A 23,368-nucleotide genomic window follows, 5' to 3' on the forward strand; every position below is an offset into this window, starting at 1 on the left:
CGATCTCTCCCCTCTCCTTGGACAGCCGCATGGATCAGCCGGCGAGCGCCGCCTCCACCGCCGCGCGGTCCAGCCCGGTCTCGCCGATCACCACGAGCCGGCCGACGCGCGGCTCGCCCGGCGTCCACAGCCGGTCGAAATGGGCCTGCACGCGGACGCCCACCCCCTGCACCAGCAGCCGCATGGGCTTGCCCGGCACGTCGACGAAGCCTTTCAGGCGCAGCACGCCGTGGGCGGCGGCGATGCCGCGCAGGCGCTCCGTCAGCGCCTCCGGATCGGCCTGCGGCGCCAGCTCGACGACGAAGCTGGTGAAGTCGTCGTGGTCGTGCTCGTCGGCGCCGTCGTGATGGCTGGGGCGGCGCGCCAGGTCGTCCTCCGCCGCCGCGGCCAGCCCCAGCAGGACGCGCGGGTCGGCGCGGCCGCCGGCGGTGCGCACCAGCTTGGCTTCGCGCGGCAGGGCGGCGCGGATCAGCGCCTCCACCCGGTCCAGCCCGGCCTCGTCGACCAGGTCGGTCTTGTTGACGACGATCAGGTCGGCACAGAGGAGCTGGTCCTCGAACACCTCCTCGATCGGCGTCTCGTGGTCGACGGTGCCCGCCTCCCGGCGCTGCGCCGCCAGCGCCGCCGGGTCGGGGGCGAAGCGGCCCTCGGCGGCGGCGGCCGCGTCGACCACGGCGACCACCCCGTCGACGGTGACCCGCGTCCGCACCGCCGGCCAGTTGAAGGCCTTGACCAGCGGCTTGGGCAGGGCCAGCCCGGACGTCTCGATCAGGATGTGCTCGGGCGGGGCGGGGCGGGCCAGCAGCGCCTCGATGGCCGGCACGAAGTCGTCGGCGACGGTGCAGCACAGGCAGCCGTTGGCCAGCTCGATCACGTCGTCGTCGCGGCAGCCCTCGACGCCGCAGGCGCGCAGGATCTCACCGTCGACGCCGACGTCGCCGAACTCGTTGACGATGAGCGCCAGCCGGCGCCCGTTCGCCTGCTCCAGCAGGCTGCGGATCAGGGTGGTCTTGCCGGCGCCGAGGAAGCCGGTGACGACGGTGGCGGGGACCTTCGCGCGAAGGGCAGCGGTCATGGGAGGCGTCTCCGGCGGGAGGAACGGTCGGCGCCGGCCGGCCACCGGCGCGCGGCGGACGGCGCCGCGCCCGCGGTCGGGTCCGCGGGCACGGCGGCCGGGAAGGGCCGCCCGACCATGGTCGGGGGGTCAGCGACGGGGAAGGGGCGCGGACGGCTGCCCGCCGGACGGCGGGAAGGCGCCCGGCGGTTCGGCTCCCGCCGCGGCGGCAGCGGGTCCGGTCGGGCGCACGGCAAGGGGCCTGCCGGCGAAAGCGGCGACACACGGCATGGGTCAACGTCCTCTCTCCGCCCACCCGGCGGGTTGGATTGATCGGACGATGGCAGGTTTCCTGGCTCGCGGGTCGCCGCCCGCCCCCCGACCTTCCCAGCCCCGCAGGGGGCCAGTGGTTTCGTGGAGGGTGGGCTCGCCGCTCACAGTTGCGGGGGCAGCCTCGGCTTCGGACGTCGCCGTCCTCACCGCGTTCCCTTTTACCCCCCGGACCCGACGGTTCGGGGGCACCATCGCCGCCACCATCGCAGGCCCCGCGGCGGATTGCAAGAGCCGGCGGAGCGGCCGGCAGGGTCACCGCACTTGAATTTGGCTCTTGTGGCGGACGCTGGAATTCTCCCTCTCCCGGGGCGGGGGAGGGCAAAACAACCAAATGCGATCACCCTGCCCGGCCGCTCCCGGCGGCCGCCCCGCCGTCACGCCAGCGGGCCGGTCTGGAACAGGGACACGCGCACGCCGCCGTGCGACGCCGTGACGGCCGGCGGCGCGAAGGGCAGGCCCGACGCCTTGGCGAGCGACGGCTCGCTCGTCACCAGCCCCACCCTCCAGCCGGAGAACCGGGACAGGAGCGTCTGCCCGAGGGCGTGGTAGAGGGCGTGCAGGGGCTTCTTGTCGCCGATGCGGGTGCCGTAGGGCGGGTTGACGATGACGAGGCCGGGCGGCCCCTCCGGCGGGACGAGGTCGCTGACCGCGTGCTGGCGGAACTCCGTCAGCCCGGCGACGCCGGCCCGCTCCGCGTTGGCCCGGCTCATGGCGATCGCGCCGGCGTCGCGGTCGCTGCCGTGGAAGCGGACGGCCGGGACGGTCCCGGCCGCGGCGCCGGCGCCGGTGCCGCGCAGGCGCTGCCAAGCCGCCGCGTCGAAGGTCGCGAGCCGTTCGAAGGCGAAGCGCCGCGACCGGCCGGGGGCGAGGCCGGCGGCGATCTCGGCCGCCTCGATGACGAAGGTCCCCGACCCGCACATCGGGTCGACGACGGGCTCGCCGCCGTCGTAGCCGCACTGGCGCAGGAACAGCGACGCCAGGGTCTCCCGCATCGGCGCCTTGTGCACGGCCTCCTTGTGGTTGCGCTTGTGCAGGGACTCGCCCGACGTGTCGACGCTGATGGTGCACAGGTCGTCGTCGATGCGCGCCTTGATGCTGACGTCGGCGTCGGGCGCAACCGGGGCGCCGAGTTCCTCGTGGATCGCCCGTTCGATGCGCTGCGCCGCCGCCCCGGCGTGGTAGATGCGGGACCCCTTGCAGGCCGCCTCGACGCGCACCGGCACGTCGGGCCGCAGCACGTCGCCCCACGCCAGGCGGCGCGCCCGCTTGTCGAGCTGGGCGAGATGGAAGGCCCGGAAGGCGCCGATGCGGGCGAGGACGCGGGTGGCGCCGCGGACCTCGAGGTTCGCCCGCCAGACCTCCGGCCAGCCGCCGCGGACCGTCACGCCGCCCTTGACCGGCGTGGGCTCGGCGAACCCCTTCGCCCGCAGTTCGTCGCAGAGCACGGCCTCCAGGCCCGGCGAGGTCACCACGAAGATCTCGAAACCGTCGTCTGTGTTCATCCCGCCTACATAGCGCGCCGGCGGGGCGTCATCGACATCTTTCTCCGGCGGCCGACCGGCCGTCCCGGACCCGTCGCCGGCGGGGTGCGGGGCGTCCGGTCGCCTCGCGGCGCGCGCTCCGGTCCGCCTTGTATGTACATCACCCCTCGGCGCCGGCCGCCGCGGCGCTTTCCAGGCGGTAGCGCGAGCCGGGATACAGCAGGCGGACGGCGGTGATCTTGCGCGGACCGGACCACGTCGTCCGCCGCACCATCAGGCACGGCTCGGCGCGGGAAATCGCCAGCAGCTTGCATTCCCAGGGCTGCGGCGAGACCGCCTCGACCACCTGCTCGCTTCCCGTGATCGGCGCGACACGGGTCAGGTAGGCGTTGGGCGTGAGCGTGAGGAAGTCCTGCTCCATATAGGCGGGCACCGCGTCCGGGCTGACGAACCGGTCCTCGATCTGGATCGGCATGTCGTTCTCGTAATGGACGATGATGGTGTGGAAGACGGCGCCGCCGATCTCCACGTCCAGGGAATCGGCGACCTCGGGCAGGGCCCTTTCCTCGTGGTTGAGAACGATCCTCGCCGTGTGCTTGTGGCCGCGCCGGGTGATCTCGTCGGCGATGTTGCGGATCTCGAGGAAGGGCGAGCTGCCCTTCTTCGGGGCGACGAACGAGCCTTTCCCCTTGATGCGGACGATCGCCCCCTCCGTGGCGAGCTCGCGCAGCGCCCGGTTGGCGGTCATGCGGCTGACGCCCAGCGTCGAGACGATCTCGTTCTCCGACGGGATCTGGTGGTGGGCCGGCCATTCGCCGCTCTCGATCTGGTCGCGGACGAACCGCTTGACCGTCTCGTAGAGCGGCGCCCCGCGGCCCGGCCCGGCATCGCCGTCAACGCCGACGGGGCGCGCTACCGCAGTTGTCATGACATGCTCTCCGTTGGCGGGCGCGAGCGAGGGCGCGGTGCGCCCCCGACGACTCGCGCGATCGTCGCTAAACCTATGCGTCCTTCTCGCCGCAAAATCAACGATCCCGTGATGATTGGAGCGGGTTTCAGGCGCGTTCCCGGGGACCCAGGCGCTCAACCGCGCGCCACATTGAGCAAAGAATGGGCAACTTGGGATGTGCAAATTTTTCTTGCAAAGGCGCCCTGTCCTGCTCATCCTCCCTATACAACTTACGACGGATTTCGACGATGCCCAGCCCCAGCCGACGCATCTTTGCCGAAACCGCCCTGCTCGACGAGGGGTGGGCGGGCGACGTCGCGGTCACGCTGGACGAGACCGGCCGCATCCTCGCGGTGGAGCCGGGCGCGGCGGTCGGGCCGGGGGACGAACGGGCGGCCGGCCCGCTCCTGCCGGCCCTGGCCAACCTCCACTCGCACGCCCTGCAGCGGGCGATGGCCGGGCTGGGCGAGGTCGCGGGCAGCGGCGAGGACAGCTTCTGGACCTGGCGCGAGGCCATGTACCGGCTCAACGCCGCGGCGTCGCCCGACGACGTCGAGGCGATCGCGGCGAAGCTCTACATCGAGATGCTGAAGGGCGGCTTCGGCCACGTCGCGGAATTCCACTACCTCCACCACGCCGAGGACGGCGCGCCCTACGCCGACCCGGCGGAGATGTCGCGGCGCCTCCTCGCCGCCGCGCGGACCGCCGGCATCGGCCTGACCCATCTGCCGGTCTTCTACGCCCACGCCGATTTCGGCGGCGCCGCGCCGAACGCCGGCCAGCGGCGGTTCGTCCACGGCGTCGACCGCTTCCTGGCGCTGCTGGAGGCGCTCGCCCCGGCCTGCCGCGACCAGGGCGCCACGCTCGGCCTGGCGATCCACTCGCTGCGCGCCGCCACGCCGGACGAGATGGCCGCCGTGCTCGCCGGCGAGGCGACGGGCGGCCCGATCCACATCCACGTCGCCGAACAGCAGCGCGAGGTCGACGCCTGCCTGGCCTGGAGCGGGCGGCGCCCGGTGGAGTGGCTGCTCGACTCGCTGCCGGTCGGCGACCGCTGGTGCGCCGTCCACGCCACCCACATGACGCCGCCGGAGACCGCCGGGCTGGCCGCCTCGGGCGCGGTCGCCGGCCTGTGCCCCCACACCGAGGCCAACCTCGGCGACGGTCTGTTTCCGGCGGTCGACTACCGGGCGGCCGGCGGGCGTTTCGGCATCGGCACCGACAGCCACGTCGCCACCGACGCCGCGGCGGAGCTGCGCCTGCTCGAATACGGGCAGCGGCTGCGCGACCGGGCGCGCAACCGGCTGGCCGCCGGCCCCGGCGCGTCGGTGGGGCGCACCCTGTTCGACGCCGCCCTGGCCGGAGGGGCGCAGGCGTGCGGCCTCGGCCGGCCGGGCATCCGCGCCGGCGCGCGCGCCGACCTGGTCGTGCTCGACGCCGCCAGCCCGTACGTCGCCGCCGCCCGCGGCGACCAGATCCTCGACCGCTGGATCTTCGCCCTCGGCGACCATGCGGTGCGCGACGTCATGGTCGCCGGCCGCTGGGTCGTGCGCGACCGGCGCCACGACGCCGACGACGCCGTCGACCGCGCCTTCCAGCGGGTCCTGCGCAAGATCACCCGCCCGTAGACCACCCACCCCACCGCGAGGAGCCTCCATGCGAATCCGTCACCTGAACTCCGTCCTGGCCGCCGCCGGGCTCGCGATCGGCCTGTCCGCCGGCACCGCGCAGGCGTCGTACTGCAGCGACGGCAAGACCGTCACCTTCGCCGGCATCGACTGGGAAAGCGGAGCCTTCGTCACCGAAGTGGTCAAGACGATCCTCGCCGAAGGGTACGGGTGCACGGTCAACGCGATCCCCGGCAACTCGGTGATGCTCGAGCAGGCCACCGCCAACAACGACGTGCAGATCTTCGCCGAGGAGTGGCTCGGCCGCTCCGACGTCTGGAACAACGCGGTCGCGGCCGGCGCGGTGACGGCGGTCGGCAAGACCTTCGTCGGGGCCAGCGAGGGCTGGTTCGTTCCGGACTACGTCATCAAGGGCGATCCCGCCCGCGGCGTCAAGCCGATGGCGCCGGACCTGAAGAGCGTCCAGCAGCTCGCCGATCCGAAGTACGTCAAGCTCTTCGCCGATCCCGAGGAGCCCTCCAAGGGGCGCTTCCTCAACTGCCCGTCGGGCTGGACCTGCGAGGGGGTCAACACCGCCAAGCTGAAGGCCTACAAGCTCGACGACGCGTACGTGAACTTCCGCCCCGGCACGGGGACCGCGCTGGACGCCGCCATCAGCTCGGCCTACCTGCAGCGCGAACCGCTGCTGTTCTACTACTGGTCGCCGACCGCCATCATGGGCCGGTACGACCTCGTCCAGCTCGAGGAGCCGCCCTACGACGAGGCCTGCTGGACCGAGCTCACCAGCGCCTACGGCAAGCGCGAGCGCGGCTGCGCCTTCCCGAGCGTGGAGGTCGCCTACGGCCTCAACAGCGCCTTCGCCAAGGCGGCGCCGGAGATCGTCGCGATCCTGGAGAAGGCGACCTTCCCCCTGGACGAGCTGAACCGGAGCCTGGCCTACATGGTGGACAAGAAGGTCGATGCCGCCGCCGCCGCCAAGCAGTTCCTGAAGACCAAGGGCGACGTGTGGGGCCCCTGGGTGTCGGCCGACGCCAAGGCGAAGATCGAAGCCAGCCTGAAGTAAGGGCCGGCGCCGGAACCCCGCTGGGCGGCCGCGTCCGGCTCCCCCCTTCCCCCGGGAGGGGGGAGCCCGGGTCGGATCGCCCGCCGGCCTGAGTTCGAAGCCCACGCGCCAGGCCCCGGGCCCTGCGACCGAAGGACGTCACGATGTTCCCCGATTCCCTGCACGTTTCCATCCGCGAGCCGATCAACGCGTTCGTCCAGTTCCTGGTCATCCACTACGGCTTCGTCTTCAAGTCCATCTCGCAGACGATCCTGCAGGCGATCCTGGCCGTCGAATGGGTCCTGCGCGGGCTGCCGTGGTGGGTCGTCATCCTCGCCTTCGCCGGCCTGGCGTGGCAGGCGACGCGCCGGCCGGCCCTCGCCGTGGCGGTGGCCGTGCTGCTGTTCCTGGTCGGCGTCCTCGGCCTGTGGGACCTCACCATGCAGACCCTGGCGCTGATGCTGATGGCGACGGCCATCTCGGTGCTGGTCGGCGTCCCCATGGGCATCTGGCTCGCCAAGAGCACGGTCGTGCGCAACGTCACCCTGCCGGTGCTCGACGTCATGCAGACCATGCCGAGCTTCGTCTACCTGATCCCGGCGATCATGCTGTTCGGCCTCGGCAAGGTGCCGGCGGTGCTGGCCACCATCATCTACGCCGTGCCGCCGCTGATCCGCCTGACCGACCTCGGCATCCGCCACGTCGACCGCGAGGTCGTCGAGGCCGCCAAGGCCTTCGGCGGCGGGCGGGCGCAGCTCCTGTTCGGGGTCGAGCTGCCGCTGGCGACGCCGACGATCATGGCCGGCCTGAACCAGACGATCATGATGGCGCTGTCGATGGTCGTCGTCGCCTCGATGATCGGCGCGCGCGGCCTGGGCGAGCAGGTGCTGAACGGCATCCAGACGCTCGATGTCGGCAAGGGCCTGGAGGCCGGGCTCGGCATCACCATCCTCGCCATCGTCCTCGACCGCGTCACCCAGGGCTTCGGGCGCCCGCGCAACCACGAGCAAGGCCATGGCTGACATCGAAATCCGCAACGTTTACAAGATCTTCGGGTCGCACGCCGAGCGCGCCCTGGCGATGGCCCGGGACGGCGCGGACAAGGACGAGATCCTCGCGCGCACCGGCTGCAGCGTCGGTCTCAACGACGTCAGCCTGGACATCGGCGGCGGCCGCATCTTCGTCATCATGGGGCTGTCGGGGTCGGGGAAGTCGACCCTGGTGCGCCACGTCAACCGGCTGATCGAGCCGACCAGCGGCGAGCTGCGCTTCGACGGCCGCGACATCCTCGGCCTCGACCGCAAGGCGCTGCGCGAGTTCCGCATGCACCGCGTCAGCATGGTGTTCCAGAGCTTCGGCCTGCTGCCCCACCGCACCGTGCTGCAGAACGTCGTCTACGGCCAGCGCGTGCGCGGCGTCTCCAGGCGCGACGCCCGCCCCATCGGCATGAAGTGGATCGAGCGGGTGGGGCTCGCCGGCTACGAGGACAAGTTCCCGCACCAGCTCTCCGGCGGCATGAAGCAGCGGGTCGGCCTGGCCCGCGCGCTCGCCGCCGACACCGACGTGATCCTGATGGACGAGGCGTTCAGCGCACTGGACCCGCTGATCCGCAGCGACATGCAGGACCAGCTCCTGGAGCTGCAGCGCGACCTGAGGAAGACCATCGTGTTCATCACCCACGACCTGGAGGAGGCCCTGCGGATCGGATCGGAGATCGCGATCCTCAAGGACGGCCGCGTCGTCCAGGTCGGCGCGCCGGAGGACATCCTGAAGAACCCCGCCAACGACTACGTCGCCCGCTTCGTGCGCCGCCGGGGACAGTTCCAGGCCGACGGGGCCGCCCATGCCTGACGTGGTGTGCCTCGACGCGCCGCTCGGCTGGCGCGAGGTCGCCGCCGTCGCCGAGGGCGCGGCGCTGGAGCTCTCCCCGGCCGCGCGGCAGCGCGTCGCCCGCTCGCGCGCCCTGGTCGACGCCCTGGTGGCGCGCAACACCCGCGGCTACGGCATCAACACCGGCGTCGGCGCGCTGTGCGACGTGGTGATCGACCTGGAGCGCCAGCAGGCGCTGTCGCGCAACATCCTGCTCAGCCACGCCTGCGGCGTCGGCGCGCCGCTGGGGCGGGCGGAGACCCGGGCGGTCATGACGGCCCAGGTCGCCAACTTCGCCCACGGCTATTCCGGCATCCGCCTGGAGGTGGTGGACGCGCTGCGCGCGCTCCTGGCGGCGGACGTCCTGCCCGTGGTGCCGGCGCGCGGGTCCGTGGGCTATCTCACCCACACCGCCGCCGTCGGCATCGTCCTCATCGGCGAGGGCTTCGCGGTCCACCGCGGCGAGCGCATCCCGGGCGCCGAGGCCATGGCGCGGGCCGGCCTGCGCCCGCTGGTCCTGGGCGCCAAGGAAGGGCTCAGCCTGGTGAACGGGACGCCGTGCGCCACCGGCCTCGCCTGCGTGGCGCTGGCCCGCATGGCGCGCCTGCTCGACTGGGCCGACGCCGTCGCCGCCATGACCTACGAGAACCTGGGCTGCCAGGCCGAGGTCTTCGCCGAAGGGGCGCTCGCCCTGCGCCGCTCGGCCGGGCTGCAGGAGGTCGGTGCGCGCATGCGGGCCTTGCTCGGCGGCAGCGCCATGCTGGCGGGGACGGCGGGGTCGCGCACCCAGGACCCCCTCAGCCTGCGGGCGACACCCCACGTCCACGGCGCGGCGCGCGACGTCTTCGCCCAGGTGGCGGACACCGTCGACCGCGAGCTGGAGAGCGTGACCGACAACCCCGCGGTGAGCGGCACCCCGGAGGCGCCGCTGGTGCACTCCCAGGCCCACGCCGTCGGCGCGGCCCTCGGCCTGGCGCTCGACTCCCTGGCGACGGCGGCGGCGCAGCTCGCCGTCATCGCCGAGCGCCGGCTCGACCGGCTGGTCAACCCGCTGGTCAGCGGCCTGCCTCCCTTCCTGACCGGCAGCAGCGGGGTGACGTCGGGCTTCATGATCACCCAGTACACGGCGGTCGCCCTGGTGGCGGAGAGCCGCCGTCTGGCGGCGCCGGCCAGTCTCGACGGCGGCATCACCTCGGGCCAGCAGGAGGACATGCTGACGCACGCCACCCCGGCGGCGCTGAAGCTGCTGTCGATCCTCGACAACGTCGAGCAGATCCTGGCCATCGAGGCGCTGGCGGCGGCCCAGGCGTACGACCTGCAGCCGGCGCCGCGGCCGCGGGCGGCGGGCACCGACGCCCTCTACCGCTTCGTGCGTGCCCACATTCCCGCCTACGCCGACGACCGCCCCATGAGCCTGGACCTCGCCGCCATGGCGGAGTCCCTGCGCCTCCACCCTCCCGCCACGCAAGAGGGCACCCGATGAAACGGCTGCTGACCAACGCGCGTCTCGCCACGCTCGCCGCCGACCGCCCCGGGCTGGGGGTCGTCGAGGACGGCGCCGTCCTGATCGACGGCGAGCGGCTCGGCTACGTCGGGCCGCGGGACGGCCTGGCCGGCGCCCTGGCCGGCGGCGCGGCCGACGAGACCGTCGACCTGGCGGGCCGCTGGGTGACGCCCGGGCTGGTGGACTGCCACACCCATCTGGTGCACGGCGGCAACCGCACCAACGAGTTCGAGATGCGCCTGAACGGCGCCGGCTACGAGGAGATCGCCCGCGCCGGCGGCGGCATCAACGCCACCCTGCAGGCGACCCGGGCGCTGTCGGTCGACGCCCTGGTCGCCGAGGCGCTGCCGCGCCTGGACGCCCTGCTGGCCGAAGGGGTGACGACGGTGGAGGTGAAGTCGGGCTACGGCCTCGACATCGACTCCGAGTGCCGGATGCTGGAGGCGGCCCGCCGCCTCGAGACCCATCGGCCGGTGCGCATCGTCACCAGCTGGCTCGCCGCCCACGCCACGCCGGCGGCGTACAAGGGGCGCAACGCCGACTACATCCGCGAGGTGGCGATCCCCGGCCTCGACGAGGCGCACCGCCGCGGGCTGGTGGACGCGGTGGACGGGTTCTGCGAGGGCATCGCCTTCTCCGCCGCCGAGATGGCCGAGCTGTTCGCCCACGCCCGCGCGCTCGGCCTGCCGGTCAAGCTGCACGCCGAGCAGCTCTCGCACCAGGGGGGGGCGCGGCTCGCCGCCTCGTTCGGCGCCCTGTCGGCCGACCACCTGGAGCACTGCGACGCCGAGGACGCCGCACGGATGGCGGCCGCCGGCACGGTCGCGGTGCTCCTGCCCGGGGCCTACTACTTCCTGCGCGAGACCCGCCAGCCGCCGGTCGCGCTGTTCCGCGCGGCGGGAACGCGGATGGCGCTGGCCACCGACTGCAATCCCGGGACGTCGCCGCTGACCTCGCTGCTGCTGACCATGAACATGGGCGCCACCCTGTTCCGGATGACGGTGGAGGAGTGCGTCGCCGGGGTGACGCGCGAGGCCGCCCGGGCGCTCGGCCGCCTCGGCGAGATCGGCACGCTGGAGGCCGGCAAGGCCGCCGACCTCGCGGTCTGGGACATCGGCCGGCCCGCCGAGCTGGTCGGCCGCATCGGCTTCAACCCCCTGCACAGCCGCTTCTTCCGCGGCCGGAGGATCGACCCATGACCCCCGTCGAGATCCAGCGGGGCGGATCGCCCGTCATCCTGGCGTTCCCCCACACCGGCACCGACGTGCCGCCCGACGTCGCCGAGCGCCTGAACGACGAGGGACTGCGGCTGCGCGACACGGACTGGCACGTCCACCGTCTCTACGCCGGGCTGCTGCCCGGCGCGACCACCGTGCGCGCGACCTTCCACCGCTACGTGATCGACGCCAACCGGGACCCGTCGGGGGACAGCCTCTATCCCGGCCAGAACACGACTGGGCTGGTGCCGACCACCGACTTCGACGGCCAGCCGATCTGGCTGCCGGGGCGGGAGCCGGACGCGGCGGAGATCCGGCGCCGGACCGCGGCCTTCCACGCGCCCTACCACGCGGCGCTCCGGGCCGAGATCGACCGGGTGAAGGCGCTGCACGGCGTCGCCGTGGTGTACGACTGCCACTCGATCCGCTCGCGCGTCCCCTACCTGTTCGACGGCGTCCTGCCGGACTTCAACATCGGGACGGACGGCGGCCGCACCTGCGATCCCCGGCTGCAGGGGCACGTGGCGGCGACGTGCGCCGCCGCGGCCGGCTACACCAGCGTGGTGAACGGCCGCTTCCGGGGCGGCTGGACGACGCGCCACCTCGGCCGCCCCGAGACCGGCGTCCACGCCGTCCAGATGGAGCTCGCCCAGTCCACCCACCTGGCCGCCGAGGAACCGCCCTTCGGCTACGACGACGAGAAGGCCGGGCGTCTGCGCGGTGTCCTGCAGGCCGTGCTTTCCGGGCTCGAGACGATCGCCCATTCACTCAAAGGACAGACCCCATGAGCAACCCGCGTCACAACGTTCGCGAGATCCGGGCGCCGCGAGGGACGACGCTGACGGCCAAGAGCTGGCTGACCGAAGCCCCGCTGCGCATGCTGATGAACAACCTGGACCCGGACGTCGCGGAGAACCCGAACGAGCTGGTCGTCTACGGCGGCATCGGCCGCGCGGCCCGCACCTGGCGCGACTTCGACACCATCGTCGCCACCCTGCGCGCGCTGGACGAGGACGAGACGCTGCTGGTGCAGTCGGGCAAGCCGGTCGGCGTCTTCCGCACCCACAAGGGGGCGCCGCGGGTGCTGATCGCCAACTCCAACCTGGTGCCGCGCTGGGCGACCTGGGACCATTTCAACGAGCTCGACCGGCGCGGCCTCGCCATGTACGGCCAGATGACGGCGGGGTCGTGGATCTACATCGGCACCCAGGGCATCGTCCAGGGGACCTACGAGACCTTCGCCGAGGCGGGGCGCCAGCACTACGACGGCAGCCTGCGCGGCCGCTGGCTGCTGACCGCCGGCCTCGGCGGCATGGGCGGCGCCCAGCCGCTGGCGGCGGTCATGGCCGGCGCCTGCTGCCTCGCCGTCGAATGCAACCCGGAGTCCATCGACTTCCGCCTGCGCACCCGCTACGTCGACGAGAAGGCGGAGACGCTGGACGAGGCGATGGCGATGATCGAGCGCTGGACGGCGGCCGGCGAGGCCCGCTCGGTCGCCCTGCTCGGCAACGCCGCCGAGGTCCTGCCCGAGATGGTGCGGCGCGGCATCCGCCCCGACCTGCTGACCGACCAGACCTCCGCCCACGACCCGATCAACGGCTACCTGCCCGCCGGCTGGACCATGGCGCAGTGGAGGGCCAAGCGCGAGAGCGATCCCAAGGCGGTGGAGGCGGCCGCCCGGGCGTCGATGCGCACCCACGTCGAGGCCATGCTCGCCTTCTGCAAGGCGGGCGTGCCGACCTTCGACTACGGCAACAACATCCGCCAGATGGCCAAGGACGAGGGGCTGGAGGAGGCCTTCGCCTTCCCCGGCTTCGTGCCGGCCTACATCCGGCCGCTGTTCTGCCGCGGCATCGGCCCGTTCCGTTGGGCCGCCCTGTCCGGCGACCCGGAGGACATCTACCGGACCGACGCGAAGGTCAAGGAGCTGCTGCCGGACAACGACCACCTGCACCGCTGGCTCGACATGGCGCGCGAGCGCATCGCCTTCCAGGGCCTGCCGGCGCGCATCTGCTGGGTCGGGCTCGGCGACCGCCACCGGCTGGGGCTGGCCTTCAACGAGATGGTGCGCAACGGCGAGCTGAAGGCGCCGGTGGTGATCGGCCGCGACCATCTCGACTCCGGCTCCGTCGCCTCGCCCAACCGCGAGACGGAGGCGATGAAGGACGGCTCCGACGCCGTCTCCGACTGGCCTCTGCTGAACGCGCTGCTCAACACCGCGTCGGGCGCCACCTGGGTGTCGCTGCACCATGGCGGCGGTGTCGGCATGGGCTACTCCCAGCATTCCGGCATGGTGATCTGCTGCGACGGCACGGCCGAGGCCGACGAGCGCATCGCCCGGGTGCTGTGGAACGACCCGGCGACCGGGGTGATGCGTCACGCCGACGCCGGCTACGACATCGCCCTGGACTGCGCGCGCGAACACGGGCTGCGCCTCCCCGGCATCCTGGGGACCTGATACGGCCGGGCCGCCCGTCGCCGACGGGCGGCCCGCCGCTCCGCAACGGATGGAAGACCCATGCAGATCCTGCGCGCGCGCGACCACAAGCGCATGCCCTGGAAGAACGGGGGCGGCGAGACGACGGAGGTCGCCGTGTTCCCGGAAGGAGCCGGGCTGGACGATTTCGGCTGGCGCGTCAGCATGGCGCGCGTCGCCCAGGACGGCCCCTTCTCCGTGTTCCCCGGGGTCGACCGCACCCTGTCGCTGCTCGCCGGCCGCGCCATGGATCTCGACGTCGACGGACGCGGCACGCACCGCCTGACTCCGCACGCGCCGCCGCTCGCCTTTCCCGCCGACGTGCCGACCGCGGCCCGCCTGCCCGACGGCCCGATCCTCGACCTCAACGTCATGACCCGGCGGGACCGCTACCGGCACGCCGTCCGCCGGAGCCTGCCGTTCGATCGCGACACTTTCGTCGCGACGAGCCCGTGGACCCTCCTGTTCCTCCTCAGCCCCCGCGTGATCGAGACGGAGCAGGGGGTGTGCGCGGCCGGCGCCCACGACGCGGTGGTGCTGCGGCAGGGCGAAACCTGCGTCGTCCGCTCCGACGACCCGACGGCCGTCCTCTACATCGTCGACGTCGACCGCGCGTCCGGAGGCGGAGCGGCACCGGACGAGGAGCGGGCGGCGGGCGGGCGTTGACGGGCGCCGCCGATTCGCAAAGCGCACCGCAGTTTGCCCGCACCCGCCGATCCTGGGCAAAGCGCGACGGCGCAAGGCCGGCCCGGGTCTTGCGCCGCCTGGGGACACGCGGACGAACGGTTGGCACACCGCTTGCTGGCAGAACCGGCACCGACCCCGGGATCGCCGGCGCGCCGACGCGAGCGTGGAAAAGGCGTCCCGGAATCCATGGTGTCCATTCAATCCAGGGGGTATTCGATGGGCCGGGCGTCCGACATCAGCGTTCGAGTGAAGGCCATAGCGGCGTTTCTTGTGATCATCGTCTCCGTCGTCGGGCTTGGGGCGTTCTCCGTCAACCGTCTGTCCACCGTCAACGCGGAAGCCGCGGAGGTGCGCGACAACTGGTTGCCGAGCGTCGGCCTGATCGGCATGATCCTCGGCAACGTCGAATATTATCGAATCCTCGAGAGCGCTCACGTCACGTCCACCTCGCAGGACGCCATGGCCACCGAGGAGAAGACCATGGCGTCCGCGCTGGAGGAGCTGGCGTCGCAGCTCGCGCAGTACGAACTGCTCATCACGCCCGGCTACGAGGCGGAAACCTACCGGAAATTTTCCGAGAACTGGCAGCGCTACCTGACGCTCAGCCGGGAGAAGCTCCTGCCCTTGTCACGCCAGAACGACATCGCGGCGGCCGGTGAACTGTACCGCGGCGACTCGCGCGTCGAGTTCCGGCAGGCCAGGACGCTGCTCCAGGACCTCGTCGCGTTCAACGTCAAGAATGGCAAGGACGCGGCGGATCGGGGTGCGGCCGTCTACGACAGCAGCAAGGGGATGATCGCCGTCATGGTGGCGCTGGTCGCGGCGGTCTGCCTGCTGTCCGGCTGGATCATCATCGCCACGGTGTCGAAGCCGATCCAGCTCATGACCGGGATCATGGAGCGTCTCGCCGGACGCGAGCTGACGACCGAGGTCGTCGGGACCGAGCGCAAGGACGAGATCGGCGCCATGGCGCGGGCGGTGCAGATTTTCAAGGACGGGCTGATCCGGGCCGACCGTCTTGCCGCCGAGCAGGCCGCCGAGCAGGCGGTCAAGGAGCGGCGCGCCGAGGCCGTGGACCGTCTGGTCGCCGATTTCGAAGGGATGGCGACGGCGGCGCTGCGGACGGTGGCCTCGGCCGCCTCGGAGCTGGACGCCACGGCCCAGAGCATGGCGGCGATGGCGCACCAGACCAACACCCAGTCGGCCGCCGTGGCGGCCGCGGCGGAGCAGACGAGCGCCAACGTGCAGACCGTCGCCACGGCATCGGAGGAGATGGCGGCGTCGATCCGGGAGATCGGGCAGCAGGTGACGCGGTCGTCGGAGATCGCCGGACGGGCGGTCGCGGAGGCGGGCCGCACCAACGACACGGTCCAGGGGCTGGCGGAAGCGGCGCAGAGGATCGGCGACGTGGTCGGCCTGATCACCAACATCGCCGCCCAGACCAACCTGCTGGCCCTGAACGCGACGATCGAGGCGGCGCGCGCCGGCGAGGCCGGCAAGGGATTCGCGGTGGTCGCCGGCGAGGTGAAGAGCCTGGCCAGCCAGACGGCGCGGGCGACCGAGGAGATCTCGGCGCAGATCGCCGCGATCCAGGCGGCTACCGGCGGCGCCGTCGACGCCATCGCCGGCATCGGCGGCACCATCGGCCAGATCAACGACGTGTCCGCGGCGATCGCCGCGGCCATCGAGGAGCAGGGGGCCACGACGACCGAGATCTCGCGCAACGTCCAGCAGGCGGCGTCCGGAACCCAGGAGGTCTCCACCAACATCATCCAGGTGACGCACGCCGCCCGCGAGACGGGCGCCGCGTCCCAGCAGGTCCTCGGCGCCGCCGGCGAGCTGGCCCAGCAGGCGGAGACGCTGCGCGGCGAGGTCGAACGGTTCCTCGCCGCCATCAAGGCGGCGTGACCGCCGGCGGGCGGGCCGGCAGACGCAGGAGCATGCGCGTCCCGGTGCCTTGCTCGGCGGCGGTGGCCTCGATGGCGCCGGCGAGCCGGTCGGTGACCAGGTTGTAGACGATGCTGAGGCCGAGCCCGACCGAGCCGGCGGCGCGGCGGGTGGTGAAGAAGGGCTCCCAGATGCGGTCGGCCAGCTCCGGCGGTAGCCCGCCGCCGTCGTCGGCGACCGCCACGGCGACGCCGTCCGCTCCGTCGGGCGCGGCGCTGAGGGTGATCCGGCCGGCCGTGCCGGGCGCGTAGGCGTGCTCGACCGCGTTGCGGACGAGCTGGTCGAGGACGGCGGCGAGCACCGCCGGTTCGCTCTCCATGGTCAGGCCGGCGGGGCAGACGACGCCGAGGCGGTGGCCGGCCGCGGAGGCCAGCGGAACCAGGCCGGCCGCGGTCTCCTCCAGGAAGGGCGCGAGGGCGAAGGTGCGGCGACGCCCGTGCAGGTCGGCGCTCACCTCCTTGAACAGGCGCACCAGGTCGCCGGCCCGGGCGATGTTGGTCGACAGCAGCGCCGCCAGATCCCCGGCGGTCGCCAGGAACCGGGTCAGATCGGCGCGGCGCAGGCTGTTGTCCGCCGCCTGCCGCGACAGCGCGGCGACACGGTCGGCGAGGTGGGAGGCGCTGCCCAGCGCCACGCCGATGGGGGTGTTGATCTCGTGCGCCACCCCGGCGACGAGGCGGCGCAGCGCGGCCATCTTCTCCCGCTCGGCCTGCGCCAGCTTGCGCGTGCGCTCCTGCACCAGCTCCTCCAGGTGGCGGTTCTGGTCGCGCAGGGACCGGCTGGCCCGGCGCAGCGACAGGTGGGTGGCGACCCGGGCGCGCACGATCGCCGGGCTGAAGGGCTTGGTGACGTAGTCGACGGCGCCGGTCTCCAGCCCCAGGGCCTCCTCCTCGGGACTCGCCAGCGCGGTGATGAAGATGACGGGAACGTCGGCGGTCGCCGGGTCCGCCTTCAGGCGGCGGCACACGGCGTAGCCGTCGAGGCCCGGCATCACCACGTCGAGCAGCACCAGCTCCGGCGGATCGGCGGCCGCCAGCTCCAGGGCGCGGGCGCCGGCGGTGGCGAAGCGCACCTCGTGGGCGTCGCCCAGCAGTTCGCTCAGCGCGCGGATGGTGGCGGTGTCGTCGTCGACGACCAGGATGTGGCCGCTCACTGCGGCACCTCGTCCGCCGCCAGCTGGGCGGCGAGGCCGGCCAGCGCCGTCTCGGCGGCGGCGAAGTCGAGGGCGTCGACCGCCGCGCCCAGTGCCTCCAGCCGCGCGTCGCAGCCGCGCCCGGCCAGGGCCGTGCGCAGCGCCGCCAGGTGCCCCGGCGCCTTCATGCTGCCGGCGCGCAGCGCCGCCGCCAGCGACTCCAGCAGCGCCGCCGCCGCCGCTGGGTCGCCGCCGGCCGCGGCGGGCGCCGCGGCGGCACCGCCGTCGCCGGCCAGCGACGCGGCGGCGGCGAGGGCGGGCTCGAGCACCGCCGCCAGGACGGCCAGCCGCTCGGCCGCCTCGCCGGTGCGGCCCTCGCGCAAGGTCGCCTCAAGGGCGCCCGCCGCCGCAGATACGGCCGCGGCACCGACCGTTCCCGCCGTTCCGCGCACCCCGTGGGCGATCCGCTCCATGGCCGTCCAGTCCTCCGCCTCGTGCAGCCGGCGCAGCATAGCCGCGGCCTCGCCCCAGCGGGCATGAAAGTCGGCGATGGCCGCGCGCAGCGTGCGGGCGTTGCCGTTCATGCGCGCGAGCGCCGCGGCGAGGTCGAAGCCCGGCAGCGCGTCCGGCAGCGGCGCGTCCGGCAGCGGCGGGGCCGGCGCCGTCGTCGCCGGCCGGAGCGGTGCGGCCGCCGCGGCGGGGCGCGGCGTCAGCCAGCGGTCGAGGACGGCGACCAGGCGCTGCGGCTCCACCGGCTTGGCCACGTGGTCGTCCATGCCGGCGTCGAGGCAGCGGCGGCGCTCCTCCTCCAGGGCGTGGGCGGTCATGGCGATGATCGGCAGGCGGTCGGGACCGATCCGGGCGCGGATCGCCCGGGTGACCGCGTACCCGTCCATGTCGGGCATCTGCACGTCGGTCAGCAGGGCCGCGAAGTCGGCCCCGGCGGCGAGGGCCAGGTCCACCGCGGCGCGTCCGTCGCCGACGACGGTCGCCTGCAGCCCGGCGTCCTCGAGGATCTCGCGGGCCACCTGCCGGTTGATGGCGTTGTCGTCGGCGACCAGCACGCGCAGGCCGCGCAGCGCCGCCGCCACCCGCGGCACCGCGACGGCGGCCGGCGCCGCGCGGCGGCTGCCGGCCGCGCCGAAGAGCTCGGCGATGCTGTCGTGCAGCACCGAGGCGTTGAGCGGCTTCAGCAGGAATCCCTGGACGCCCAGGTCGGTGGCGGCGGCCATGATCTCCTCGCGCCCATGGGCGCTGACCATCAGCACGGCCGGCCGCGGCCCGGTGTCCGTCGCCGCCTGCAGGCGGCGCACCGTCTCCAGCCCGTCCATGCCGGGCATGCTCCAGTCCATCAGCACCAGCCGGAATGGCTGGCCCCGGCGGCGCGCCTCCGTTATCGCCGTCAGCGCCGCCGGGCCGGAGGCCGCCGTCTCCACCGCCAGCGACCAGGAGGCGAGGATCTCCGCCAGCATGGTCCGGGCGGTGGCGTTGTCGTCCACGACGAGGACGCGCAGGCCGGCGGGCAGCGGGCCGGGCGGCGGGGCCGCCTGCGCCGGCGCGGCGATGCCGGCGCGGACCGTGACGCGGAAGGTGCTGCCGTGCCCGGGCGCGCTCTCGGCCGTGACGTCGCCGCCCATCAGGAGGGCGAGGCGGCGGCTGATCGCCAGCCCCAGCCCGGTGCCGCCGTAGCGGCGGGTGGTCGAGCTGTCGGCCTGGGCGAAGGACTGGAACAGCCGCTCCATGGCCTCGGCGGTCATGCCGATGCCGGTGTCGCGCACGGCGATCTCCAGCACCGCCTCGTCGCCGTCGCGCGCGGCGAGCCGCACGGTGACCACCACCTCGCCCCGTTCGGTGAACTTGACCGCGTTGTTGACGAGGTTCAGCACCACCTGGCCGAGCCGCAGGGGATCGCCGACCAGGGACGGCGGCACGTCGGCGGCGACGTGGAACAGCAGCTCCAGCCCCTTCTCCTCGGCCCGCAGCGCGACCACGCCCGCCACGTTCTCCAGCACCGCGGCGAGCTCGAAGGGGGTGCGCTCGACGCTCAGCATGCCCGCCTCGATCTTGGAGAAGTCGAGCACGTCGTTGACGATGCCGAGGAGCGCCGTGGCCGAGGAGCGGATGCGGGCGAGATAGCCGCGCGGCCGCTCCGGCAGGTCGCCGCGCAGGGCGAGGTGGCTGAGGCCGAGGATGGCGTTCATCGGCGTGCGGATCTCGTGGCTCATGTTGGCCAGGAACTCGCCCTTGGCGCGCGACGCCTCCTCGGCGCGCCGGCGCGCCTCCTCCACCTCGCGCTGGCGGCGGGCGATCTCGTCGAGGAAGTGGCGGATCGAGCGGGAGATGGTGGCGATCTCGTCGCCGCCGCCCTCGGGCAGCGGCGTCTCGCGCCCGTCGACGCGGTCCAGCACCGCCTCGTTGAGGCGCACCAGGCGCGACGTCAGGAAGCGGCGCAGGTAGAGGTGGACGCCGAGCGCCGCCAGGAAGCCCAGCGCCGCCAGCCCGACGAGGACGCGGTTCTGCCGCGCCACCGTCTCGGACAGGGCGGCGGCCTCGTCCGCGGCGGCGGCGTTGACCCGGTCGAACAGGGAGCGGGACAGCTTCACCACCTCTTCGACCATCACCAGCGCCTGGTGGGTCAGGGCGCGGGAGCGGGCGATCGCCGTCTGCCGCTCGGCCAGCGTCGGCAGCAGCCCCTCGGGCCCCAGCAGGACCGTCTCCAGACGCCCGTTGAGCGCCGCGAAGCGGTCCCGCCGCGCCGGCGTCAGCGCCTGGTAGCGCTCGGGCAGGGCCGACAGGGTGGCGCGGGCCGCCCGCTCGATGCGGCGGACGTCGCGCTGGTAGCGCGACGTGCCGGCGTGGATGGCGTCGCTCAGCAGGCGGTTGACCTCGCTGGTCCAGGCGGTCAGCGACTCCATCCGGTCGGGCGGCAGGCCGGGCAGCGTCTCGGCCACCAGGGCGCCGGCGTCCTCCGACAGGGTGCGGGTGGCGTCGAGGGCGGCGTCCACCTGCGCCGCCGCGTCGATGCGGCGGGCCACCAGCCCGTCCAGGTCCTGGACGGTGAGCGCCAGGGTGCGCAGCACGCCGGGCAGGGTCTCGCCGCCGGCCGTGCCCGCCAGCTCGCCCGCCGTCCTGATGACGGCGTCGAGCTTGGTCGTCAGCTCCGCCAGGACGACCCGGCGCTCGGGGTGGCTGGCGGCGGCGCCGAGGCGGGTGATCTGCGACAGGAGCTGCTGCAGGTCGCCGGTCAGCACGGCGCCGCTGGTGATGCGCGGCAGCGACGCCGTCGCCAGGGTCGACAGCGCCTGGCGGAACTGGCCGAGGTCGTAGAGCGCCGTGCCGGAGACGCCCAGCAGCACCCCCGCCATCACCAGCAGGCCGATGCCGACGCGGCGGCCGACGCCGCCGCGCACGGCAAGGCCCCCGAACCGCCCGCCGCCGCTGCGCCGCCCGGTCATTTCAGGGCGATGCGGCCGTCGAGCTGCGGGGCCACCGTGCCCTTCTCGGTCAGGTGCTGCGCCATGATCTCCCACAGGAGCTTGCCGTTCTCGCTGGGCGACACCGCACCCGGGGCCTTCAGCATGGCATAGGCGTCGCCCCCCTGGGCCAGGTATCCGCTGAGCGCCACGGAGTAGGCGGCGGCCGGGTCCAGCGGCTTGCCGCCGACGGTGACCGAGACGACGCGTTGGCCGGCCGGCTGCTCCAGGTCGTAGACGACGCGCAGGTTGGAGGGATGCAGGAACGAGCCCTTGAGGGTGTCGACGCCGGCCGCGCTCAGCTCCAGCGCCTCGCGGATGGCCCGGCCCGTCAGGGTCACGCGGGTGATGAAGTCGCGGAACGGCAGCTCGCGCTGGATGTCGCGGCGGGTCAGCACGGTGCCCGCCTCGTAGCGGCGGTTGCCGCGGATCGAGCCGCCGTTGAAGAACGCCACGTCGGTGCCGAGGATGCCGCGCATGGCGTCGGCGACCAGCGAGCCGAACGCGTTCTCGCGGCTGCGCACCGCCTCGCGCGTGGTGTCGAGCTCGGTGGCGGTGGTGCCGACGGTGACGTCCATCAGCTCCGACAGGCGGGCGAGATAGCGGCCGATCCGCTCCTCCATGGCCGGATCCGGCGCCAGGGTGGCGAGCTGGACGACCTCGCCCGCGGCGACCGCCGGCGGGGCGGCGGCGCCGCGCTCGAGCCGCAGCAGGAACGCCGAGCCCTTGACGTTGGTGTGGACGCCGAAGGCGCGGCCGCCCGCGACGTCCAGGCTGTCCTTGCCGGCGGCGGCGAGCTGGAGCAGCACGTCGATGGCGGGCTCCCGACGCAGCGCCTCGACGTCCTCGGGCGTGTTGTCGAGGATGGCGACGACGAACTCGGCCCCTTGCGCGCGCAGCGCCCGGGCCTCGGCCGCCAGCGTCTCGGCCGGCGGGCGCACGGCGATGCGCGGCACGATGTACTGCACCGTCAGCTCCGGCGAGATGGCGGCGGCGATGCCGATCTTGCCGACGGCGGTGTCGAGCAGCAGGCCGCGCTCCAGCCCCTCCAGCACCGCGCCGGTGGCGCGGTCGACGGCGTTGACGCTGAGCAGGGGGAAACGGGCCTCGAAGGCGCGCAGGGTCAGCTCGTCCTCGCCGAAGGCGAAGTCGCGCTTGGTCGCCGCCATCATGTCGGGCTGCAGGTCGTTCAGCAGGTCGATCATGTGGGCGCCCTTGTCGAAGGTCGACAGGACGCCGGCGGCGAGCGAGGCGCCGCCGTGCAGGAACAGGGTCGGGCCGGCGGCGCGGCGGTCCTTCAGCAGGGTCGCCAGGTGCGGCAGCCCGCCCTCGTCCTTCACCGGCTCGATGTCGGCCATGGTCGAGGTGAAGACGAGCGACAACTCGGCCGCCCCGGCGCGCGGGCCGGACAGCGCCAGCGCCGCGACGGCGAGAAGGGCTCCGGCCAGCAGGCGGCGGGCGCGGCGGACGGGGTGGTGCATCGACATGGGGCCAGTCTCCGGATTGCCGATCCGTTCATCCGGCATTGGCCCCTTCGCGTTCAAGAGATATTCGCGCGCGGGGCGCCGCCGCCGGGCCTGTGGTCCCGCGGCAATGGAGAATTACTACAGATACCGGCGCCGTCGCCGCCTCGGCCGAGCCCCCGCCGGGACCCCTTGGCGGCGGCCGCAGCGGCGGTTTGTCGCAGCCTGAAGGCGCCGATTCCCAGGGGGTTCGCCGCTCGCGGCCCTTGCCCGGCGGACGGAAACGCCATAATGTAGCTTTACTACATCACGAGGTGCCGCTCTCTCCCGCCGAGCGCCGTGCTCGGGCGTCACCTTCCGAACAAGGACGAAGGCAATGGCCGTTTCGACTCCCGCCGAACTCGACGAACTCGTCGCCCGGGTGAAGGTGGCCCAGCGGGTCTACGCGGGCTTTTCCCAGGATCGGGTGGATCTGATTTTCCGGTCTGCGGCTCTGGCGGCGGCGAACGCGCGGATACCGCTGGCGAAGCTTGCGGTTGAGGAGACGGGGATGGGGGTTATGGAGGACAAGGTGGTGAAGAACCACTTTGCCTCGGAGTACATCTACAACAAGTACAAGGACGAGAAGACCTGCGGGGTTCTGGAGGAGGACGCCGAGGCTGGGATCCTGACGATCGCCGAGCCGGTCGGTCTGATCTGCGCCATCGTGCCGACCACCAACCCGACGTCGACGGCGATCTTCAAGGCGCTGATCGCGCTGAAGACGCGCAACGGCATCGTCTTCTCGCCCCACCCGCGGGCGCGCCGGGCGACCTGCGAGGCGGCCCGCCTGGTGCTTGCGGCGGCGGTGGCGGCCGGCGCGCCGGCCGACATCATCGGCTGGATCGACGAGCCGACGGCGGAGCTGTCCAGCGCCCTCATGCACCATCCCGACATCAACCTGATCCTCGCCACCGGCGGGCCGGGCATGGTCAAGGCCGCCTACTCCTCGGGCAAGCCGGCGATCGGCGTGGGGGCGGGCAACACCCCGGCGGTCATCGACGAGCACGCCGACGTCAAGCGCGCGGTGGCCTCGATCCTGATGTCCAAGACCTTCGACAACGGCGTGGTCTG

At 73.3% G+C, this 23,368-nt stretch carries 17 protein-coding genes and 1 riboswitch; of the genes, 11 read left to right on the forward strand and 6 right to left on the reverse strand.

What is annotated here, in order from left to right; translation table 11 throughout:
* Nucleotides 1–34: 34 nt before the first annotated feature.
* The 3 genes from cobW to hutC all read right to left on the reverse strand — a co-directional run bounded on the left by cobW (nt 35) and on the right by hutC (nt 3,796).
* Nucleotides 35–1,075 (reverse strand): cobalamin biosynthesis protein CobW, encoded by a 1,041-nt coding sequence (cobW, locus tag ACSBPG_RS04240; RefSeq protein ID WP_435535862.1) that lies wholly within the window; start codon nt 1,073–1,075, stop codon nt 35–37.
* Between the two features lie 304 nt (nt 1,076–1,379).
* Nucleotides 1,380–1,595, reverse strand: a riboswitch (cobalamin riboswitch).
* A gap of 166 nt (nt 1,596–1,761) precedes the next feature.
* The gene (locus ACSBPG_RS04245; RefSeq protein WP_435535863.1) at nt 1,762–2,889 is read right to left on the reverse strand and encodes a THUMP domain-containing class I SAM-dependent RNA methyltransferase; all 1,128 of its coding nucleotides are present in this window, start codon (nt 2,887–2,889) and stop codon (nt 1,762–1,764) included.
* Between the two features lie 139 nt (nt 2,890–3,028).
* The gene (gene hutC / locus ACSBPG_RS04250; protein WP_435535864.1) at nt 3,029–3,796 is read right to left on the reverse strand and encodes a histidine utilization repressor; all 768 of its coding nucleotides are present in this window, start codon (nt 3,794–3,796) and stop codon (nt 3,029–3,031) included.
* Between the two features lie 269 nt (nt 3,797–4,065).
* Here hutC and hutF point away from each other — a divergent pair, with 269 nt between their 5' ends.
* The 10 genes from hutF to ACSBPG_RS04300 all read left to right on the forward strand — a co-directional run bounded on the left by hutF (nt 4,066) and on the right by ACSBPG_RS04300 (nt 16,148).
* Nucleotides 4,066–5,445 carry a formimidoylglutamate deiminase gene (hutF, locus tag ACSBPG_RS04255; RefSeq protein WP_435535865.1) on the forward strand — a complete coding sequence of 460 codons (1,380 nt, stop codon included), beginning with the start codon at nt 4,066–4,068 and terminating at the stop codon, nt 5,443–5,445.
* A gap of 28 nt (nt 5,446–5,473) precedes the next feature.
* The gene (locus ACSBPG_RS04260) at nt 5,474–6,508 is read left to right on the forward strand and encodes an ABC transporter substrate-binding protein (protein WP_435535866.1); all 1,035 of its coding nucleotides are present in this window, start codon (nt 5,474–5,476) and stop codon (nt 6,506–6,508) included.
* Between the two features lie 143 nt (nt 6,509–6,651).
* The gene (locus ACSBPG_RS04265; protein WP_435535867.1) at nt 6,652–7,509 is read left to right on the forward strand and encodes an ABC transporter permease; all 858 of its coding nucleotides are present in this window, start codon (nt 6,652–6,654) and stop codon (nt 7,507–7,509) included.
* A complete protein-coding gene (locus tag ACSBPG_RS04270; protein WP_435535868.1) occupies nt 7,502–8,338 on the forward strand; it encodes a quaternary amine ABC transporter ATP-binding protein in 837 nt (278 codons plus the stop codon). The genes ACSBPG_RS04265 and ACSBPG_RS04270 overlap by 8 nt, the downstream gene beginning before the upstream one ends.
* Nucleotides 8,331–9,839, forward strand: coding sequence for an HAL/PAL/TAL family ammonia-lyase (locus tag ACSBPG_RS04275; RefSeq protein WP_435535869.1), 1,509 nt, complete (start codon nt 8,331–8,333; stop codon nt 9,837–9,839). Before ACSBPG_RS04270 ends, ACSBPG_RS04275 begins: the two co-directional genes overlap by 8 nt.
* Nucleotides 9,836–11,059 carry an imidazolonepropionase gene (hutI, locus tag ACSBPG_RS04280; protein WP_435535870.1) on the forward strand — a complete coding sequence of 408 codons (1,224 nt, stop codon included), beginning with the start codon at nt 9,836–9,838 and terminating at the stop codon, nt 11,057–11,059. The genes ACSBPG_RS04275 and hutI overlap by 4 nt, the downstream gene beginning before the upstream one ends.
* Nucleotides 11,056–11,865, forward strand: a complete 810-nt coding sequence (gene hutG / locus ACSBPG_RS04285) for an N-formylglutamate deformylase (protein WP_435535871.1) — start codon at nt 11,056–11,058, stop codon at nt 11,863–11,865. The genes hutI and hutG overlap by 4 nt, the downstream gene beginning before the upstream one ends.
* Nucleotides 11,862–13,535, forward strand: a complete 1,674-nt coding sequence (gene hutU, locus ACSBPG_RS04290) for a urocanate hydratase (RefSeq protein WP_435535872.1) — start codon at nt 11,862–11,864, stop codon at nt 13,533–13,535. Before hutG ends, hutU begins: the two co-directional genes overlap by 4 nt.
* 60 nt (nt 13,536–13,595) lie before the next feature.
* The gene (locus ACSBPG_RS04295) at nt 13,596–14,219 is read left to right on the forward strand and encodes a HutD/Ves family protein (protein WP_435535873.1); all 624 of its coding nucleotides are present in this window, start codon (nt 13,596–13,598) and stop codon (nt 14,217–14,219) included.
* A gap of 237 nt (nt 14,220–14,456) precedes the next feature.
* The gene (locus ACSBPG_RS04300) at nt 14,457–16,148 is read left to right on the forward strand and encodes a methyl-accepting chemotaxis protein (protein ID WP_435535874.1); all 1,692 of its coding nucleotides are present in this window, start codon (nt 14,457–14,459) and stop codon (nt 16,146–16,148) included.
* On the opposite strand, the gene ACSBPG_RS04305 is transcribed toward ACSBPG_RS04300, so the two are convergent.
* Genes ACSBPG_RS04305 through ACSBPG_RS04315 form a run of 3 tightly spaced genes read right to left on the reverse strand, consistent with a single transcriptional unit; the run spans nt 16,135 to nt 22,279 of the window.
* Nucleotides 16,135–17,340: a sensor histidine kinase gene (locus ACSBPG_RS04305; protein WP_435535875.1), complete on the reverse strand. Its 1,206-nt coding sequence runs from the start codon at nt 17,338–17,340 to the stop codon at nt 16,135–16,137. The two genes, ACSBPG_RS04300 and ACSBPG_RS04305, sit on opposite strands and share 14 nt — an antisense overlap.
* Nucleotides 17,337–20,774, reverse strand: coding sequence for a response regulator (locus tag ACSBPG_RS04310; RefSeq protein ID WP_435535876.1), 3,438 nt, complete (start codon nt 20,772–20,774; stop codon nt 17,337–17,339). The genes ACSBPG_RS04305 and ACSBPG_RS04310 overlap by 4 nt, the downstream gene beginning before the upstream one ends.
* The gene (locus tag ACSBPG_RS04315) at nt 20,771–22,279 is read right to left on the reverse strand and encodes a bifunctional metallophosphatase/5'-nucleotidase (RefSeq protein ID WP_435535877.1); all 1,509 of its coding nucleotides are present in this window, start codon (nt 22,277–22,279) and stop codon (nt 20,771–20,773) included. Before ACSBPG_RS04315 ends, ACSBPG_RS04310 begins: the two co-directional genes overlap by 4 nt.
* 352 nt (nt 22,280–22,631) lie before the next feature.
* Here ACSBPG_RS04315 and ACSBPG_RS04320 point away from each other — a divergent pair.
* Nucleotides 22,632–23,368, forward strand: a 737-nt coding sequence (locus tag ACSBPG_RS04320) for an aldehyde dehydrogenase family protein (protein ID WP_435535878.1), incomplete at its 3' end; no start/stop codon positions are given.

This window comes from Azospirillum sp. ST 5-10 (assembly GCF_051225715.1).
In the GTDB taxonomy this organism is placed as follows: Bacteria; Pseudomonadota; Alphaproteobacteria; order Azospirillales; family Azospirillaceae; genus Azospirillum.

What these genes read in the sequence shown, in the direction of transcription:
- cobW (WP_435535862.1), bottom strand. Translation starts at nt 1,075, where the DNA reads ATGACCGCTGCCCTTCGCGCGAAGGTCCCCGCCACCGTCGTCACCGGC.
- ACSBPG_RS04245 (WP_435535863.1), bottom strand. Translation starts at nt 2,889, where the DNA reads ATGAACACAGACGACGGTTTCGAGATCTTCGTGGTGACCTCGCCGGGC.
- hutC (WP_435535864.1), bottom strand. Translation starts at nt 3,796, where the DNA reads ATGACAACTGCGGTAGCGCGCCCCGTCGGCGTTGACGGCGATGCCGGG.
- hutF (WP_435535865.1), top strand. Translation starts at nt 4,066, where the DNA reads ATGCCCAGCCCCAGCCGACGCATCTTTGCCGAAACCGCCCTGCTCGAC.
- ACSBPG_RS04260 (WP_435535866.1), top strand. Translation starts at nt 5,474, where the DNA reads ATGCGAATCCGTCACCTGAACTCCGTCCTGGCCGCCGCCGGGCTCGCG.
- ACSBPG_RS04265 (WP_435535867.1), top strand. Translation starts at nt 6,652, where the DNA reads ATGTTCCCCGATTCCCTGCACGTTTCCATCCGCGAGCCGATCAACGCG.
- ACSBPG_RS04270 (WP_435535868.1), top strand. Translation starts at nt 7,502, where the DNA reads ATGGCTGACATCGAAATCCGCAACGTTTACAAGATCTTCGGGTCGCAC.
- ACSBPG_RS04275 (WP_435535869.1), top strand. Translation starts at nt 8,331, where the DNA reads ATGCCTGACGTGGTGTGCCTCGACGCGCCGCTCGGCTGGCGCGAGGTC.
- hutI (WP_435535870.1), top strand. Translation starts at nt 9,836, where the DNA reads ATGAAACGGCTGCTGACCAACGCGCGTCTCGCCACGCTCGCCGCCGAC.
- hutG (WP_435535871.1), top strand. Translation starts at nt 11,056, where the DNA reads ATGACCCCCGTCGAGATCCAGCGGGGCGGATCGCCCGTCATCCTGGCG.
- hutU (WP_435535872.1), top strand. Translation starts at nt 11,862, where the DNA reads ATGAGCAACCCGCGTCACAACGTTCGCGAGATCCGGGCGCCGCGAGGG.
- ACSBPG_RS04295 (WP_435535873.1), top strand. Translation starts at nt 13,596, where the DNA reads ATGCAGATCCTGCGCGCGCGCGACCACAAGCGCATGCCCTGGAAGAAC.
- ACSBPG_RS04300 (WP_435535874.1), top strand. Translation starts at nt 14,457, where the DNA reads ATGGGCCGGGCGTCCGACATCAGCGTTCGAGTGAAGGCCATAGCGGCG.
- ACSBPG_RS04310 (WP_435535876.1), bottom strand. Translation starts at nt 20,774, where the DNA reads ATGACCGGGCGGCGCAGCGGCGGCGGGCGGTTCGGGGGCCTTGCCGTG.
- ACSBPG_RS04315 (WP_435535877.1), bottom strand. Translation starts at nt 22,279, where the DNA reads ATGTCGATGCACCACCCCGTCCGCCGCGCCCGCCGCCTGCTGGCCGGA.